This window comes from Solidesulfovibrio sp. C21 (genome assembly GCF_047785625.1).
Classification (GTDB): Bacteria; Desulfobacterota; Desulfovibrionia; order Desulfovibrionales; family Desulfovibrionaceae; genus Solidesulfovibrio.
In genome coordinates this window covers 40,379-57,940 of the sequence record NZ_JBLODY010000013.1, presented here as the reverse complement: position 1 = coordinate 57,940, position 17,562 = coordinate 40,379, and the positions used below count along the sequence as shown (strand labels likewise).

Annotated in this window: 15 protein-coding genes; 6 read left to right on the top strand and 9 right to left on the bottom strand. The window is 63.1% G+C overall.

The features are described 5' to 3' along the window. Positions 1-229 precede the first annotated feature (229 nt). Entirely contained in the window at positions 230-1,063 is an 834-nt protein-coding gene (locus tag ACMZ6R_RS06575) for a L,D-transpeptidase family protein (protein WP_416110113.1), read from the bottom strand. 276 nt (positions 1,064-1,339) lie between these two features. Here ACMZ6R_RS06575 and ACMZ6R_RS06570 point away from each other — a divergent pair, with 276 nt between their 5' ends. Continuing rightward, complete coding sequence (locus ACMZ6R_RS06570; RefSeq protein ID WP_416110112.1) at positions 1,340-1,747, top strand: bacteriohemerythrin; 408 nt, start codon at positions 1,340-1,342, stop codon at positions 1,745-1,747. A gap of 132 nt (positions 1,748-1,879) precedes the next feature. Here the strand turns inward: ACMZ6R_RS06570 and ACMZ6R_RS06565 are convergent, their stop codons facing one another. The 4 genes from ACMZ6R_RS06565 to pstB form a co-directional block, all read right to left on the bottom strand. Then, complete coding sequence (locus ACMZ6R_RS06565) at positions 1,880-3,097, bottom strand: GAK system CofD-like protein (RefSeq protein WP_416110111.1); 1,218 nt, start codon at positions 3,095-3,097, stop codon at positions 1,880-1,882. 58 nt (positions 3,098-3,155) lie between these two features. Then, positions 3,156-4,262 (bottom strand): HprK-related kinase B, encoded by a 1,107-nt coding sequence (locus ACMZ6R_RS06560; RefSeq protein ID WP_416110109.1) that lies wholly within the window; start codon positions 4,260-4,262, stop codon positions 3,156-3,158. A gap of 28 nt (positions 4,263-4,290) precedes the next feature. Next, positions 4,291-4,956, bottom strand: a complete 666-nt coding sequence (phoU, locus tag ACMZ6R_RS06555; RefSeq protein WP_416110107.1) for a phosphate signaling complex protein PhoU — start codon at positions 4,954-4,956, stop codon at positions 4,291-4,293. Between the two features lie 91 nt (positions 4,957-5,047). Continuing rightward, on the bottom strand, positions 5,048-5,809 hold the full coding sequence (gene pstB, locus ACMZ6R_RS06550; protein ID WP_416110105.1) for a phosphate ABC transporter ATP-binding protein PstB: 762 nt from the start codon (positions 5,807-5,809) through the stop codon (positions 5,048-5,050). Positions 5,810-6,442: 633 nt separating this feature from the next. Between pstB and ACMZ6R_RS06545 the strand changes: the two genes are divergently transcribed. Together ACMZ6R_RS06545 and ACMZ6R_RS06540 are read left to right on the top strand one after the other, a co-directional pair. Beyond that, the gene (locus ACMZ6R_RS06545) at positions 6,443-8,911 is read left to right on the top strand and encodes a glycosyltransferase (RefSeq protein ID WP_416110103.1); all 2,469 of its coding nucleotides are present in this window, start codon (positions 6,443-6,445) and stop codon (positions 8,909-8,911) included. A 265-nt stretch (positions 8,912-9,176) separates the two neighbouring features. Further along, complete coding sequence (locus ACMZ6R_RS06540; protein ID WP_416110101.1) at positions 9,177-9,872, top strand: class I SAM-dependent methyltransferase; 696 nt, start codon at positions 9,177-9,179, stop codon at positions 9,870-9,872. 149 nt (positions 9,873-10,021) lie between these two features. Here ACMZ6R_RS06540 and ACMZ6R_RS06535 read toward each other — a convergent pair whose 3' ends face one another. Further along, positions 10,022-11,188 (bottom strand): radical SAM protein, encoded by a 1,167-nt coding sequence (locus ACMZ6R_RS06535; RefSeq protein ID WP_416110099.1) that lies wholly within the window; start codon positions 11,186-11,188, stop codon positions 10,022-10,024. 244 nt (positions 11,189-11,432) lie between these two features. Here ACMZ6R_RS06535 and ACMZ6R_RS06530 point away from each other — a divergent pair, with 244 nt between their 5' ends. Genes ACMZ6R_RS06530 through ACMZ6R_RS06520 form a run of 3 tightly spaced genes read left to right on the top strand, consistent with a single transcriptional unit; the run spans position 11,433 to position 13,450 of the window. Beyond that, the gene (locus ACMZ6R_RS06530; protein ID WP_416110097.1) at positions 11,433-12,239 is read left to right on the top strand and encodes a ParA family protein; all 807 of its coding nucleotides are present in this window, start codon (positions 11,433-11,435) and stop codon (positions 12,237-12,239) included. Then, positions 12,236-13,159 (top strand): hypothetical protein, encoded by a 924-nt coding sequence (locus tag ACMZ6R_RS06525; RefSeq protein ID WP_416110095.1) that lies wholly within the window; start codon positions 12,236-12,238, stop codon positions 13,157-13,159. The genes ACMZ6R_RS06530 and ACMZ6R_RS06525 overlap by 4 nt, the downstream gene beginning before the upstream one ends. Before the next feature lie 24 nt (positions 13,160-13,183). Continuing rightward, a complete protein-coding gene (locus ACMZ6R_RS06520; protein WP_416110093.1) occupies positions 13,184-13,450 on the top strand; it encodes an amphi-Trp domain-containing protein in 267 nt (88 codons plus the stop codon). Between the two features lie 84 nt (positions 13,451-13,534). On the opposite strand, the gene ACMZ6R_RS06515 is transcribed toward ACMZ6R_RS06520, so the two are convergent. The 3 genes from ACMZ6R_RS06515 to dnaG all read right to left on the bottom strand — a co-directional run bounded on the left by ACMZ6R_RS06515 (position 13,535) and on the right by dnaG (position 17,318). Next, on the bottom strand, positions 13,535-13,723 hold the full coding sequence (locus ACMZ6R_RS06515; protein WP_416110091.1) for a hypothetical protein: 189 nt from the start codon (positions 13,721-13,723) through the stop codon (positions 13,535-13,537). Between the two features lie 111 nt (positions 13,724-13,834). After that, positions 13,835-15,601: an RNA polymerase sigma factor RpoD gene (rpoD, locus tag ACMZ6R_RS06510; protein ID WP_416110089.1), complete on the bottom strand. Its 1,767-nt coding sequence runs from the start codon at positions 15,599-15,601 to the stop codon at positions 13,835-13,837. Further along, a complete protein-coding gene (gene dnaG, locus ACMZ6R_RS06505; RefSeq protein WP_416110087.1) occupies positions 15,594-17,318 on the bottom strand; it encodes a DNA primase in 1,725 nt (574 codons plus the stop codon). Before dnaG ends, rpoD begins: the two co-directional genes overlap by 8 nt. Positions 17,319-17,562 lie beyond the last annotated feature (244 nt).

Genomic DNA, 17,562 nt, shown 5'->3' with positions numbered 1-17,562 from the left:
AGGGCAAGACGTTACGGTTGCGCGTCCAGAGCGGGCACCCTTGTGCGATCCTTCGGACGTGGGGCGTGTAGCCAGGGCCGACGGGGTCAGGGCGGACGCGAAGGCGTATTCTTCAAATATGCGCCGTGCGCGGCTGCCCTGACCCCGTCGGTCAGCCAAAGGAGGCCTTTCGCTTCCGACACAGTTCAAGCGCCCAGGCCGGATCGCGTTCCCTCGTCTCCCGACGATTTTAGGATGCATCCCCGGAAACCAGTTCCGGCGCGCCCCAGACCGGGGCCAGCTTTCGCAATTCCGCCTGCGGCAGTTGTACCACCACCGGCTTTTTCGCGGCGTCGATCCAGCCGAGCAAGGTCAGCATGGACGACTCCCGCATGGCTGTGCAACCGACGGTGGGCGCACCCGGGCGTCGCCAAAGATGAAAAAAGATGCACGAGCCCGCGCCGGGTTTGGTGTCGGGTGCGTTGTGCTCGACCATAAGACCGTAGCGGTACAGGCCGTCGGGCCGCAGCATCCGGTCGGGACTCGTCCAATCATGCACGGCCACGGTATTTTCATCCACGATCCGGTTGTAGGAGGCGGAGGTGGCGGTCTCCACGCACACGGTCTGGTCGGTGACCCGGTGCATGGGCATCCTGGCCACATGGGGCAACGTCTCCGGCTGATAGGCGAAGGCCGTGCCAAAGGCGAAGACCCCGGCGGGGGAACGGCCGTCGCCCTCGACCTTGACCGGGCCGTCCGCCGGCGGCTCGCCGGAAAGCCCCCTGCCCCAGGCCATGCCGTTTTTGCCGATGGTCACCGGCACGGCGTCTCCGACCGGCTGCCACGGGCCGTCCCCTGCCCGTTCGAAGCGACGCATGGTGGCCTGATTGTCGTTGAAGCTTTCGGGCACCACCAGGACCAGCTGTTGCGCCCCGGCCAGCGGTGAAACGCTCCGCCCGGCTTCCGTGGCCTTTGCCGGCGTCCGGAGAGAAATCGCCTTTGGACCAGGAGCGGCCGCCTGGCAGGAAGCCAGCAGCAGGCAACAAAACAGGCCGGCAAGCAGGGAAGAACACGCACGCGGCATAAGATCTCCAGGAGGTCAGGATAGCGGCGAGGCAGCTGCGGGAACAATACGCCAATCCCATTCCACGACGACACGGCCGGCCGGGAAAAACAATCGCGCCGGGCGCTCCCCAATACACGCCCCCAGCGCAAAACGAAACGGTCTTGCCGTGTCAAAAACGTCATGGCGGACGAGGATCTTGACTTGAAACGCTTCCCCGGCGACAAGGCTAAGCTATGGGATTTCGCCATCGGGCGGCCCGATACCATACCGCCAGTCCACCACACGGAGCTACACATGATCGCATGGGACACGGCCCTGGCCGTCGGACTCGAGAAAATCGACGCGCAACACCAGGAAATCATCCGGTTGATCAATGAACTGGCCGCCAAGCGGGGGGGCGGTAAAGCGCAACTCGCCGCCGAGACGTTACGATTTTTGCACGACTATTTAAACAGTCATTTCGTACTGGAAACCGAGCTGATGCGGGATACCGGCTATCCCGGTATAGACCGCCATCGGGAAAGTCACGAGCTGTTCGCCAATCATGTCGTCTTTTTTGAAATCGAAAAGGAATTCGGCATGGTAACGGACCAGATGCTCGACGAGATCCTGGCCTTCCTGCTGGACTGGTTTCTCCACCACATCACCACCGAGGACAGGGATCTGGCCGCTTTCGTACGCACCCGGGCAGCGTCCAAATAAAACGCCCCTCTTCTCCTACGGGATGCTGTGGCACGCTAACGCGTTAAAACCTATTGAAAAATTAGGAATGGGAGCGCGCGGGAGGGGAGAATCCTTTTTAAAGGGTTTCCCCTCTCGCATTTTCTTCCCCCATCACGCCAAGGACAGCAGCAATTCGCACACCCGACGGCTGTCGGCCTTGCCCGGTTCGTCCTCCCGGGCCATGGCCACATCCACCACCTCGACGCCGAGCTTGCGGATGGCGGCGAGGTCCAGCGGATTTTCGTAACGGCCTTTTTTACTGTCCACCAGCACGAACCGCAGCAGGTCCTCGGTCCGGCAGGGCTTGGTGCAGCCGGCGCGAAGCGTTTCCAAAAGCCGCTCCACCTGCCCGGCCACGGTCATGCCGCGCTGTTCCGGGTCGTGGCCGAGGTTGGGGATGTAGACCTTGGGGCAGTGGGTCGCGGCCACGGCATCCCCCACGCCCTGGGGGAGCAGGTTGGCGAGCAGGCTCGAATAGAAGCTGCCGTACGGGTAGCAGATCACGTCGGCCTGACGGATGAGGACTTCGGTTTTTTCCCGGATGCGCACCGTGGCCGGCGTCGGGTCGCTGAGGTTCGCCACCAGCCATTGCCGCGCGATGGGCGCATCGATGGGCGCGGTTTCCTTGCCGGTCATGAGGTGCTGGCCCAGGAGCACACGGCCGTTTTCCAGCTGGCAGGCCAGATGCAGGTCGCAGTTGACGATGGGCCGCACCACGCCGCGCGCCTCGACCAGCTTCATGAACAGGTAGATGACCGGGTCGAGCATGCGGTTGTAGTTGAAATAGCCGCCGGTCAGGATGCAGTTGCCGATGCTGGCCCCGCGCAGGTCGAAGCTATCGGTCCGTTTCTGCTCGAAAAAGCGCAGATGCGTGCGGATGATCTTGCGCATGGGATCGGGAATGTGGCGCACGAGCGGATCGTCGCCGGTGAGCATCTTGCCGAGCCGCGCCGCCAGCTCTTCCTGGGAGGCATCCTTGGGCAGGCGGTAGGCGAAAAGCTCGAACACGGCCGGATTGCCGGTGATGGAACGGTCGGCCAGGGCCATGATGCGGTTTCGCAGGTCGCCCACGGCCGGCATGTGGAAGGCCTTGCGCAGCACGGCCGAGGAGCCGCCGGAGTCGAAGGGCGTGATCAGGTGGATGGAATTGGAGGTGTATTCGATGAGCGTTTCGCTTAAATGCCGCAGCGCCGTGCCGCCGCTGAAAAAGAGTATCTTGGGCCCCAGTTCCGGGGCGCGGCGGTAGAGCGCCGCCTTGGACAGGTCGGGCAGATTGACGGAACGGGAGATGTTCACGCGCGGAAAGGATTTCGAGTCAGCCACAGGCATTCCTCTGTCCCGAATGGGGAACGGATTGATGACGTCGTAGGACGGGCGCGCCAAACCTTCAGACACAACAGGGTGCGGCAACCGGCCCGGAGGCTGGGACGGCAAGCGGCCCCAGCACGTCCAGGCACAAGGCGGCGGCCCGCTGGAAATCCACACCGCCGCCGATGACCAGCACCGGGCAGGCTCCCAGCAGGGCGCGATAGGCGTCTTGCGTGGCGGGACGCGGCCCCTCCTCGAAAAACACGCCCACATCCTTCATGAAGGCCGGCAGCAGTTCCGGAGAAGCGTCGACATCCGTCCAACGCGCGCGCATGTCGCCGCCGCCGCGCCGCCAGCCGAGGACCACCAGCGCCCGAAGCCCGGACCGAAGCCGAAACCGGCCAGGGCCGAAACAGTCGCGGATGCGCACGTCGTATTTACGCTCGACGCGCCACAACGCGTCGGGGGAAAGCCCGGCGTAGGCCGCCCGCTCCGCTTCGGTCAAAACCGGGGCCAAGGCTTCGTTATTAAGCAGCGTGCCCGGATTGATGCGGGGCATGCGGGCGATGCCGGTCATGGTCAGGCCGTCGGCACCGGGGCCTATAAGCACCCGGTCGTTGGAGACGAACGAAGCGCCGTGACGCATGATTTCCAGGGCCAGCGTGGATTTCCCGGCCCCGGCGAAACCGGACAGGGTAATCCCTGCCCCGCCCAGGCACACGCCGGCGGCATGGAAGAGCAAGGCCCCGGCGCGCAGTTCCCTGTCCCCGCAACGGGCGTTGACGGCATTGACGACCTGGTCGACGTTTTGCCGGCAGGGGCCGAGCACGTAGTGTCCGCTCTGGCCGAACACCAGCCACAAGCCCGTGCGGCGCTTGCGCACCACGCGGCCGTCCGGCAGGTCGACGTATTCTTCCTTGGCATCCTCGCCCAGCCCTTCCCGCGAGGCGAAAGGCAGGACACTCGGCACCGGGCCGCCGTCCAGGGCCGTGACCACGATGTCGGGATTGCCGGCCTCGTCGAGGAAATCCTGGTAATGGGCGGTCAGGGCGTCCATGAGCTCGCAGGAATTCGAGCGCACCGCGACGCGCGTGTCGGCAAGACGCAAACCGAGCGCGAGGGTCGGCATCATGTCCCGCTGATAGGCCGCGACAATGCCGCGGCAGGTGACTCCACTGGCCCCCATGCGTTCTCCAAAGGCCCGCAATCGAGCGTTAGCGGGGCTGGCACTGCTGGCTCAGCGTGGCCCCCTTGAGAATGAAAACGACCGTCTCCGCGAGGTTGGCGGCATAGCCGCACATCCGCTCGAAGCAGCGGGCGGCCAGGATGGCGCGCACCGAGGCATCGGGCGCGGCGTGGCACTCGGAAAGCGCTTCGGTAATGGTGCGCATGGCCGTGATGACCAGTTCCCGGCCTTTCTCCTCAATATGGCAGACTTCCAGGGCGTCGTCGATATTGTCATCGACAAAGGCCTTGGTCGCCAACCGAAACATGTGGGCGGTATGGTTGGCCAGCGCCTCCAGGGCCGTGTCGCAGTCCCCGGGAAGGCCGGCGCCCGTCAGCGCCCCTTCGGCCACCACCACGGCCTCGTCGGCCAGCCGCTCCAGATTGATGACTGCCCGGGCGTAGCCGACAATGCGGCGCAGGTCCAGGGCCACCGGCTGCTCCAGGGCCAGCATGTGCAGGCAGGCCTCGTCGATGTCGCAGGTCGCCTGGTTGATTTCCCGGTCGCCGTCGATGACCGTGCGAGCCACGCCCGTGTCGTGGCGCAAAGCGGCATCCGTGGCCCCCTGCCTGGATGCCTCGACCAGTTCGAAGAGCGCGATGACGCGTCCCTTGAGGGCATCCAATTCGGCGTGAAAATGTGCTCTGGTTTCCATTGTGTCTCCCGCGCCCGGTTTCGGGCCCATCGTTGCGTCTTTTTAGGTGTTGCGATCGAAACTCGTCTACGCACATTCGGCGAACACGGCACTAGCCAAAGCGTCCGGTCACGTAATCCTCGGTCTGCTGATTGGCGGGCCTTGTGAAGACGTCCTCGGTGGGGCCGTCCTCCACCAGCCGGCCCATGAAGAAAAAGGCGGTACGGTCCGAGACGCGCGCCGCCTGCTGCATGCTGTGGGTGACGATGACGATGGTATAACTGCGCTTGAGGACAGCGATAAGCTCCTCGATCTTCTGCGTGGCGATGGGGTCGAGGGCCGAGGCCGGTTCGTCCATGAGCACCACTTCCGGCTCCAGGGCCACGGTGCGGGCGATGCACAGCCGCTGCTGCTGGCCGCCGGAAAGACCCAGGGCCGAATCGTGCAGCCGATCCTTCACCTCGTCGAAAAGCCCGGCGGCGATCAGGCTCTTTTCCACCCGGCTGGAGATATAGTCCTTGTCGCGCACGCCCCCCACCCGCAGGCCGTAGGCCACGTTTTCAAAGACGCTTTTCGGGAAGGGGTTGGGTTTTTGAAAGACCATGCCCACCTTGCGCCGCAGCTCCACCACATCGAGCTGGGGCGTGTTGATCCTGACTCCGTCGAGGAGCACGTCGCCCGTGGTGCGCGCTCCCGGAATCAGGTCGTTCATGCGGTTGAGACAGCGCAGGAACGTGGACTTGCCGCACCCGGACGGGCCGATCAGCGCCGTGACCCGGTTTCCCGGGATTTCGAGGTTGATGCCATCCAGTGCCTTGAATTTTCCGTAGTAGAAATCGAGGTTGACGGCGGCCATCTTGAGGTCGTGTTTCATATCGCCTTCTTTGCCTGACGCAAGCGGCGGCAAATCTGCCGTCTTGCTGGCCGTTGCTGTGGCAAACCCCCATGACGATCGCGCCATGAAGACGTGGCGAACCCGTGACAAATCACGTTCGACCAGATGTAACCACTTTGAAAGCCTGCAAATCCCGAAAGTGACGCCACTGCGGCACGGTGAAAGCTCTGGCGCGTTGCCGCGAAGTCCGGCGCTTATCGGTCCCGGCGTCTCCGGCGTCTGACGATGCAGTCCAAAAACGCCGCAATGAGCGCCTCACGATCCGACGCGCTGCCGGCCCGACGGCAAAACTCGCGAGCCAGCCGCCGCTCGCCCAGGGCGCGCAGCACGTCCCTGCCCTGCCGCAAGAGCCCGTCTTGACCGGGGTCCTCCGGCTGTCCGGACGAAGGAACAGACTGTTTGGCAACCATGTCCCGTAACATGCTTGGCCGCTGCGGTAGAAACAAGCGACGTTTGCGTGACAATACCGCCAGTTGCGTCAACAAAAGTGCGGCCAAACGCAATCCGACCGCAACAGGGGCAGGGATAGAAGGCCCAAAAGCCGCCTGACGCCAAGCCTCATCCTTCCGGCGTCCCCCGGCCGCACCGCCAGCCTTCGCCGAAGGAGAGACCATGAAAATCGATATGCACGTGCACTCCAAGTATTCCACCAGGCCCTCCCAATGGGTGCTGCAAAAGCTCAACTGCCCCGAGAGCTTCACCGAGCCGATGCGCATCTATGAGGAAGCCAAGCGCAAGGGCATGGGGCTGGTCACCATCTCCGACCACAACCGCATCGAAGGGGCCCTTTCCATCGCCCATCTGCCGGACACCTTCATCAGCGAAGAGGTGACCTCGTATTTCCCCGAGGATCGATGCAAGGTCCACGTGCTGGTCTACGACATCAACGAAGCCATCCACCGCGAGTTGCAGCGGATCCGGGAAAACATCTACGATCTGGTCGATTACCTGCGCCGGGAAAAGCTCCACCACGCCGTGGCCCACCCGCTTTTTGGGGTCAACGACCGGATCACGGTGCCCAATTTCGAAAAGATGCTGCTGCTGTTTCGTAATTTCGAAATCAACGGCGCGCGCGACGCCTGGCAAAACGATTGCCTGCGCGAGATCATCCCCTCCCTCGGTGAAGAGACCATCTGGCGGCTGGCGGAAAGATACAAGATCGATCCCGGCTACGAACAGCCCTGGCGCAAGAACCTCATCGGCGGTTCCGACGACCACAGCGCGCTGTATATCGCCTGCACCCACACCCAGGTGGAAGGGGCGACCAATCTCCAGGAATTCCTTTCCGGCATGGAAAACGGCGCCTCCCGGGCGCTCGGCGTCTCTTCCACTCCGCGCACCATGGCCCGCACCCTCTACAGCATCGCCTACCAATTCTACAAACACCGCTTCAGCATCGACCGCTTCCTGGACAAGGACGTGACGCTCAAGGTCATCGACCGCTTCCTGGAGCCGGAACACCAGGGCAGCGCCGGGCTGGCCTTCAAGCTGCGCACGCGCCTCGTCCGCACGCTGACCCGCCGCCGCCCGCGCGCCAACACGCCGCTCAAAGATCTCATACGCGCCGAGACCGAATCGCTTATCCGCTCCGACCCCATGCTCATGGAATTCGCCCAGGCGGGCGTCTTAAACGGCGAAAATCTGGAAACCGGCTGGTTCTCCTTCGTCAACCGGGCCACCAACCGGGTGGCCTCCCATTTTGCTCGCACCCTGCTCGACCATGTTAGCGGGGCCAACGTGTTCGACATCTTCGGCACCCTGGGGTCGGCCGGGGCCCTTTACACCATGCTCGCCCCTTACTTTGTGGCCTATTCCATCTTCACCAAGGAGCGCCAGTTTAGCAGCGAGGCGCGCAAGGCTCTGACCAGCCCAAACGGCCATGGGCATGACATCAAGGTGGCCCACTTCACCGACACCTTCCACGAAATAAACGGCGTTTCCGGCACTTTGCGCCAGCAAGCGGAACTGGCCATCCGCACCGGCAAGGGGCTTTCCATCATCACCTGCGACCACGGCCAGCGCGTGTTCGAGCCGGGGGTACAAAACTTCAAGCCCATCGGCGTCTATCAGTTCGAGGAATATCCGGACCAAAAGCTCTTCTATCCGCCGCTTCTGGAAATGCTCCACTACGTCTACGCCGGGGGATTCACCCGCATCCATTCAGCCACGCCCGGCCCCATCGGCCTGGCCGCGCTGTGCATCGCCAAGACGTTGCGCCTGCCCATCTACGGCACCTACCACACGGCCCTGCCCCAGTACGCCCAGATACTGACCGGCGACGAGGCCATGGAAGACCTGACTTGGAAATTCATCATCTGGTATTACAACCAGATGGATCTGGTTTACATTCCTTCCCGCGACACCGGCCGCGAACTTGAGGAAAAGGGGCTCGATCCGGCCAAGTTGCGACTTTTCCCGCGCGGAGTGGACGTTTCCCGCTTCCATCCCGGCAAGCGTTCCCGGGAGGTGGCCGCGAAATACAACATGGGCGACGGGGTGCGCCTGCTCTACGCCGGCCGGGTTTCCCGGGAAAAGGACCTGCACCTGCTGGCCCAGGCCTTTACGGAACTGTGCGTCAGGCACCCCGACGCCACCCTGACCGTGGTCGGCGACGGTCCCTACCTCGAAGACCTGCGCGAATCCCTTGCCGGCACACCGACCACGTTTACCGGCTATCGCGAGGGCGAGGAGCTTTCCGCTCTTTTCGCCACCTGCGACCTGTTCGTCTTCCCGAGCGCCACCGACACCTTCGGTAACGTGGTGCTGGAGGCGCAAGCCTCGGGCCTGCCGATCATCGTCACCAACCAGGGCGGCCCCATGGAAAACATTCTGCCCGGCGAAACCGGGGTGGTGGTGCCGGCAGGGGATGTCGCGGCGCTGCTGGCCGCCATCGAGGGCATGTTGGCCGACCAGGAACTCATGCGGGCCATGGGCCGGGCCGGCCGGAGCTATGCCGAGGAACGCACCATCGAAAAGGCCTTCGAAGCCTATTGGGACATGTACACGGACAGCACGCCGACCATTATGGAAGAACCCGCCGTCAAACCCGAAAAGCCCCAGCGCATGGTTTTCGCGGCCTAGCTTTTTCCCAGGCACTCCTCACGCATCGCGCGCCAGAGTCGTCTGCCAGCGACTTTGGCGCGCTTTTTTTGTCGTCCCCCGCCGCCCCGCCAGGCAGAACGAACAACAGGAGGCGCTTGCTTGCCTCTCACCCACGAGACGGCGTTGACCCTGTGGCAGGACGCGCCTATCTTCGCGGCATCAGCCGGCTTTTCCAACAACAGCCAGGAACCGGAGACGATAGACGGCCGGCCAGGGCCGATATGCCCCCAAGGAGCACTCGGACATGACGCGACAAGGCGCCTACAAAAATCCCATCGCCAAGTACGTCCACGAATACATGTTCTGGAAAAAAGAGCTGGCCGAAAAAGGATTTTTACCGAACGCGCATTACGAGGCGTTTTTCACCTCGCTTTTCGGCCTGGAGAAGGCCTTTTACGACGGCAAGCGCCTGCTCGATATCGGCTGCGGCCCCTGCGGGTCCCTGGAATGGGCGGGAAACGCCAGCCAGCGCGTCGGACTCGATCCCCTGGCCGAGGCCTACGGATTTCTCGAACGAGCGCCGCAACAGATGGAATACACGCCGGATTTCGTGGAGAGTATCTCCTTCCCCGACGCCTCGTTCGACGTGGTGACCTCGATCAATTCCCTGGACCACGTGGACGATCTGGCCAAAGCCACAGCCGAGATGGCGCGCGTCGTGTGCCCAGGCGGCCACATTTTGGTCGCCTGCGAGATCAGCCCGGCGCCCAAGCCCTGCGAACCGACCCTGGTCGGCTGGGACCTGGCCAGGCACTTCCCGGGAAAATGGCGCGTCCTCGACGCCTCACGCTTCCCTTTCAGCGAGAACGTGTCCGCCTCCATCCTCCACAAACAGCCCCTCGCCCCCTCCGCCCCCATCCCCCCACACGGCGTCCTGCGTTTGATATTGCAAAAGGGAGAGAAGAATTTTGAGAAGGATGCCGGGGGGAAACCTTTCTGAAGAAAGGTTCTCCCCCCGGACCCCCTTTCCAAAGACTTCCACTCGAATTGGATTGTAACGGTCGAAACTTTAGCTATTGAGAAGTTTAGGAAGGGGAGAGCGCGAGAGGGGAGAACCCTTTTCAAAGGGTTTCCCCTCTCGCACTGTCTTCACCTCCCTCCACTTCCTCCCTGCTTCCACTCTCTTCTCCCATCAAACTGACCGCAGGCGGCGAAGTAGCGCAGATCCTTGAGCCAGAGCAGGAGTTGGCGGCGGTCGGCTTTGAGGAGTCGCAGCCAGCCCGAGGGGAAGGTCGTGAGGTCGCCGAGCGGCCCGAGCAGTTCGCTTGGGTCGCGGAAGCATTCCCAGTCGCAGGCCCGGCACTGCGGCTCGCCGCCAAGTTTTTCCTCGGAGAGTTTCCAGAACGGCCCCATGTTCTCCCCGGCCCGGTAGCCGCAGGGGAAACAGTCGCCATGTCGGTCCACGTAGAAGAAGCTCACCCCGCCGAGGCAGGGACGGGGCGGCTTGGATGGTTGGCCGTATTGCCGGACCAGGGCGTGGACCGCGCAGAGTGGCGTGAAAATCCGCAAGTCGCTTCGGTGGCGCGGCACAGTGTCGCGCAGCGCCCGGAAAAGTTCGTATTTTTCGGTGTTGGAAAACGTCACCCGCACATCGGAAGCCGTAGCCGCATACACGGCCTGGGCTCCCTTTTCCCGATCCGAATCGCTCATGGGGTAGCAGCAATTGGCCATGGTGAAGCCAAGGACGGCGGCTTTTTCGAAAAAATGCCCAATCTGGGCGCAGGCGGCGCGGTAGAGCGCTTCGCCTTCGCCGCTTAAGGGCCGCGGCCCGCCCATGAAGCGGTTGAGCGCCACATTGGCCGTGGGAAACAGGCCGTGGGCATGGAAGATGGGCAGCGCTTTGGCAACCCCTTCCACCATGCCGGCATGGCCCCGGTTGGCCTCGTGGGTGGCGGGATCGGCGGAGTCGAGGCTGATCCAAAAATTGCGCACCGGGGTTTGGGCCAGATTCTCGGCCAGACGCGTGACCCGGTCGGTGAACCCGGGCGCGTCGGGCCCCCCGAACTGATAACCGTTGGTGCCGGTGCGCAGATAGGTGATGCCGGCCCGGCCGGCGTAGTCGAGCAGGTCAAAAAGCGTCGATCCGGTCAGAAAGGGTTCGCCGCCGGTAAAGGACAAGGCGGCCACGCCAAGGGCGGCGCAGCGGTCGATGATGCGCTTGGCCGTATCCGGGTCCATGTCGCCGCGCTCGCCGCCGGCCGTCACGCGCATGCCGCATTGGGCGCAGCGTGCGTTGCACCGATTCGTGATCTGCATGACGACCTGTCGCGGCCTTCCCCGCCATCGCAAAACGCGCAGTATGGGCATGATGCTCCTTTTGTCGACCGGTTGGGCACGGCTGTCGTACTGCAACAACCGGCGGCATGGCTTCATACCCGGTGGCCCGGTCCGCCCGCTTTACGGAAGGGTTACGATCCGGCGACAGAGGATCGCCAGGAAAACGTGTAGCATTTCCGACCATTGTCTTCAAATCGTAACACAACACAGGCATGTTTGGAGAATGGACGCACTGGAACCCGGCGCGTTGCGCATCGCCTGCTGCAACCATAAGGGCGGCGTGGGCAAGACGACCTGCGCCGTGAATCTGGCGGCCGGGCTTTGTCGCGCGGGCTGGCGTGTTGTTGTGGTGGACGCCGATCCCCAGGCCCACCTGACCGCATCCCTGGGGCTGGGCGATCCCGGGGACGGGGGGCTGACCGCCGTACTCGAGGGCGACGTCCCGGTCTCCCGGTGCCTGATCGAGGCCGAGGGCCTGCGCGTGCTGCCGTCCGCCGCCCGATTGGCCACGGTGGAGACCGAACTTTCCAGGCGCGAAGCGCCGGATACCCTCCTGGCCACGGCCATGGCGGACCTGTCCGACAGCGACGTCGTCCTTTTCGACTGTCCGCCCCACCTGGGGCCGCTGACAAGGCAGGTGCTCGGCGCGGCCACGCGGGTGATCGTGCCTATGACGCCCGATTACCTGTCCATGCAAAGCTTGGCCTGGCTCATGGGCACCCTGTCCGAACTGGCGTCGGCCGAAACATCCGGCGGCCCGTCGGTGCTCGGCATCGTGCTCAACCGATTTTCGGCGCGCAAACGCCTGCACCGCGAGGTCAGGCGCGTCGTGGCCGGACATTTTCCGGATCTTCCCTTCGAGACGCCCATTCGTGAAAACGTGTCCCTGGCCGAAGCGCCAAGCCACGGCCAGGATATCTTCCGCTACGCGCCAACCAGCGCCGGCGCCCGGGATTTTGCCGCCGTCTGTCGGGAACTCGCCCGGCGCACGGGCGAACCGGCCAGGACGGCGAAACGAGGTGCAAAATGACCGCCCGCTCCCGACTCGGCCGTGACCCCTTAAGCGGCGTATCCCAACCCGAGACCAAGAAAACGGCCAAAGCCGCGACGAAAACCACGGCGAAAAAGGCTGCTCCCAAGAAATCCGCCATACCCAGGCCGACCAAGGCCGGGGCTGCGCCCCAAAAGACGGCACCGGCAGCCGAACCCATCCCGCCCATCCCGCAGAGCATGCCGGTGGTCGAACCCAAGGCCCAGATCGATGCGCCGATGCCGGAAACCGTTGCCGGCCCCGCACCGGCAGCCGAACCCATCCCGCCCATCCCGCAGAGCATGCCGGAGGTCGAACCACTGGTCGCCGCCGCCACGGCCGAGGATGTGCCGGAAGCGCCCACGCCGGAACCTCTCGTCGAGACGGTCCCGACGACCGAAGCGGTCCAGCCGATTCCCCAAAGCGCGCCGGTCATCGAACCGGCCCCCAGGGCAGTTTCGCCCGAATCATTGCACCTTTGGGCTCCGGCCGACGGGCCGCATCCGCACCCGGCCGAAGTCTTTTTACGCGGAGTGCTCGAAGGATTGGCCCCGGCCGGCGGTCTCCTGACCGATGTGGAAGCGGACCCGGACACTTCCGCCCTTCCGGTCGAAAAACTTTTCTATTTCAGCCATGTTCTGCAACTGCTCGTCAATCCCCTGGAGCAGCCGGCAGCGGCCAGACGCAAACCGGGCGACAAGTGCGGCCCGGTCCCGGCCGTGTCCGTGCGGCTGCGCACCATCGGCAACGGCCGCCACAGCCTGCGTATCTACGACAACGGCCTGTTTTTCGGGCGCTCTCTTCCGGATGTTTCCCTGGAAATGGAAGCCTTGCGCCCGCTTCTGCTGTTCGTGATCAAACGTGACGGTTCGATTCTGCTCAAACGGGGCAAAAGCGTCGAATTCGAGATTATCGGCTAGCAACGCAAGCCAAAGGAGCGCGTCATGGAAAAAGAGAAAAACAAAATCAAGATCGAAGGGGTGATGCAGCTTTCCGAGGTCATCGCCAACCTGGAAAAGCTGGTCGCGGACATGCAGTGCGGCAAGGTCACCCTGGCCGCCGGGGATGAAAGCCTGATGCTTTCTCCGTCGGTGCTGGTCAACGTGGAGATGAAGGCTTCCCAGAAAAAGGACAAGGAGAAGTTCTCCCTGGAAATATCTTGGAAGAAGCACAAGGAAATCGAGGGATTCGCGGATACCGTCGACGAATAGGCCTATGGCGATGACGATGGGACACGGACGGCCGGGGGCGACTTCCGGCCGTCTTTTGTGTCTCGGGCACCGGCGCGCAGTGACTCAGGCTTGCCGTCCCTCCCCGTCCAGGGCCCAATTGACGGCGTAGAGACTGTGCACGAGGCTGCTGCTTAAAAGCGGCAGGGACGATGCGGACAACAGCACGGGGAGCTCCGTGCAGCCGAGAATGACGCATTGGCCACCGCGCCGGCCAAGCTCTCCGACTCTGTGATCGCCGACCACTTTTCTCAAACGGGTTTTCCCGTGTCAATTGTCCCAGGCCAACAGCACGTTCTTCCCGACTTGCACAAAAAAAGGGCAGGCTCCGAGGAACCTGCCCAACAGTGCGCAAAGGATGACGCCTTAGCCTTCGTAATAGGACCGCAGATGCTGGCTGCGCACCGGGTGGCGCAGTTTGCGCAGGGCCTTGGCCTCGATTTGGCGGATGCGCTCGCGAGTGACGTTGAAAAGCTTGCCCACTTCCTCGAGGGTGTGGTCGGACTTCTCGCCGAGACCGAAGCGTTTTCTGAGCACCTGCTCCTCGCGCGGGGTCAGGTCGGAAAGCACCTTGCCGATCTGCTCGCCGAGCTTAGTGTTGACCACTTCCTCGGCCGGAGCCAGGGCCTTTTTGTCCTCGATGAAATCGCCCAGGCTCGAATCCTCTTCGTCGCCGATGGGCGTCTCCAGGGAAATCGGCTCCTTGGCGATCTTGAGCACCTTTTTGACCTTATCCAACGGGTAGTCCATGCGCTCGGCGATCTCCTCCGGAGTCGGATCGCGGCCCAGCTCCTGGACCAGATAGCGCGAGGTGCGAATAAGCTTGTTGATCGTCTCGATCATGTGCACCGGAATACGGATGGTGCGGGCCTGATCGGCGATGGCGCGGGTGATCGCCTGCCGAATCCACCAGGTGGCGTAGGTCGAGAACTTGTAGCCGCGCTGGTACTCGAACTTGTCCACGGCCTTCATAAGGCCGATGTTGCCTTCCTGGATAAGGTCGAGGAATTGCAGGCCGCGGTTGGTGTATTTCTTGGCGATGGACACGACCAGGCGCAGGTTGGCCCGAATCAGCTCCTGCTTGGCCCGCTGGGCCGCGGTGTTGCCCCGCTTGATGCGCCACAGCACTTCTTCCAGGTCGTGGACATGATGGCAGCACTTATCCTGCAACCGATCGAGAATCTCCATCTTGGCCGTGAGCATTTCCTTGAAGGAAAAAAGCTCCTCAACCGTGAGCCCGAGCGCTTCGGCCGCGACCACCGGGTTGACCTCCCGGGCGTCGAGCTGGGCGAAAAGCTCCTGGATTTCCGACTGGGACTTGCCGACCGACAGGATGTAGGCCGACAGGTCGCGCTGGCAGTTGTGCATCTGCCGCACATAGTCCCCGACGATCTCGATGATGCGGTCTATAAGCGTCTTTTCGAGCTTGATGTCGCGCAGCCGCACCACGATCTCTTCCTTGAACACCATGATTTCCTTCTGGATGCCGTACACACGGCGATCCAGACAGGCGCATTGATCGAGCTTGCTGTAGATCTTGCGCTTCTTACGGAAAGACGCCTTGACCTCGTCGAGCAGAAAGATGACCCGCTGGCGCTGGTTCATCTCGTCCTCGGAAGGATCGTCCTCCTCGATGGTCTTGACCACGTCTTTCAGCTTGATGCGGCCGATTTTGAGGTCCTCGCCCACCTGGATAAGCTCTTCCACGGCCACCGGCACTTCGACCAGGGCGTAGAGCACGTCCATCTCGCCGTTTTCGATCTTTTTGGCGATGACCACCTCGCCCTCGCGGTCGAGCAGCGGCACGGCCCCCATCTCGCGCAAATACATGCGCACGGGGTCGGTACTGCGCGAGGAATAATCGAGGGTGTCCTCGCTTTCGGTCAGCTCCAGATCGGCGTCAGGCGCATCCTCCGGCTCGGCGCTGGACGCCTCGACCTTATGCCCGTCCTTGTCAGTGTCCACGAGGTTGATGTCGAGCTGGTCGAAGATGGCGATAACCTCTTCGAGCTGCTCGGGATTGATGACCTCGGACGGCAGAGCCTTGTTGACTTCTTCAAAGGTGAGAAAGCCTTTCTGTTTGCCTTTGACGATAAGGCTCTTGATCTGCTGGATTTCCTTGAGATTACTCATCTCCCCTCCCGGAAAGGGCCTGTAGTTCCCCTAAAAGCCGCAAGACTTCCGCGTGCGCTCCCTGTTCCTGCGCCCGGCGCAGGGCGTCCATCATGGCGCGCCGCCGGTCGCCTTCCCTGCACTCGTGGAGAAAAACGCAAATATCCTGGTAAAATGACGCAGCCTCCTCGTCAGTCATAGCCGGCTCCAACTGCGCATTGGTCCAAAACGCCGTCTGGGCCGTGTCCAGACGCGTGGCCAACTCGTCGGGGCCGCCCCCGAGCAGTCTGGCGAAAAAATCCCGGGCCGCATCCGTGGACAGCGCCTCGGCCATGCCCTGGCCCGACAGCGTCTCCAGATAATCGGGACGGCGTACGGCAAACGACAGCATCTGGGCGTCGCGCGCGGACATTTCCAACGCCTGCCGCCGCTTGACCGCCATCAGGCCTGACTGGCGCCTGGGCCGGGAGACGGCTTCGCCCAGGAACCGACGCAACTCTATTTCGGCCAGCCCCAGCCCCGCAGACACCCGGGGGATGAAAACCGCCCGCAACGCCTCGTCGCCAAGGCCCGTTAAAAATGCAACCGCCCAGGCGGCCATATCCTTGGGCGCGTAGGTGTCGCGCACCACGCGCACGCAAAACGTCAACCCGTCCTCGGCCCGGGCCAGCCACTCCTCGAATCCGTCGCGGCCCCTGGCGTGAAGCAAACTGTCCACATCCTCGCCGTCGGGCAGCGGCACCACCCGGCAGGCTCCGCCAAGGGTCAAGAACATCTGCGCCGCGCGAAGCGCCGCCTTGCGCCCCGGAGGGTCGCCATCGAAAACAAGATCCACTTGCGAGGCGAACCCGGACAACCGCTTGGTCTGCTCCGGGGTCAGCGCCGTGCCGAGCACCCCGCAGGCCTCGCCGTAGCCGAACTGGTGCAGGGTGATGACGTCCAGGTAGCCCTCGGTCAAAAGCGCCCGCCGCGATTTGGCCATATGCGGCCGGGCCTCGAACAATCCGTAAAGATGCTGTCCCTTGGTGTAGATAGGCGTTTCGGCGCTGTTTAAATATTTTGGATCGCCATCACCCATGATGCGCCCGCCAAAGGCGATCACCCGTCCGCCGCCGTCGCGGATGGGAAACATGAGCCTGTCGCGAAACCGGTCCCAGACGCGACCGTTTTTGCCCATGCTCAAAAGCCCGGCCAGCACGCCCGCATCCTCGGAAAAGCCGCGCCGGCGCAGCACGTCGCAAAGGCCTTGCCAGCCCGTCGGGCTCACGCCCAGGGCGAAACGTTCGATCATCTCCGGACTCACCTGCCGCCTGGCCAGATATTCCCGGGCGGGTGCGCCTTCGGGCCGCGTAAGCGTATGCCGGAAGTAGCGATCGGCCAGCTCGTGCATGGCCAGGCAGGTGTCGCGCTCCTGCTTGCGCTTGGCCGCGCGCGGGTCGCTTTTGACCCGGCCGATGTCCACACCCACTTCCGCCGCCAGTCGCTCCAGTCCCTCGCGGAACTCCAGGCCGTTTATGCGGCAATAAAAATCAATGACGTCGCCCGACGCCTGACAGCCGAAACAATGGAAAAATCCCTTGTCCGGGTGCACGTTGAACGAGCCCTTGGTCTCCTGATGGAACGGACACGCCCCGACCAACCGGCCGCCCACCGGACGCAACGTCACATAGCGTCCGACAACCTCGGCAATGTTGGCCCTGGCCTTGACCGCGGCTACCACGCTTGCGTCGTGTTTCACGGGTGAGACGCGTGCGGGGGAAACCCCTTTTTTGAAAAAAAGGGGTTTCCCCCGCGCCCCCTTCCCGAAAAAACTTTTACCGGGAGTACAAGGAGGGACGAAAGTTTGGTCATTACGACCTTCGGTTGCGACGCCATATTCCAAACAAGCCGCCAGCACGCTTCCAGCAGTGTGAAAATAAAAATTTGTTCCCCTTTCATACCTCAGGAGGCACATGCTCCCCGGAAAAAAGTTTTTGAAAGGG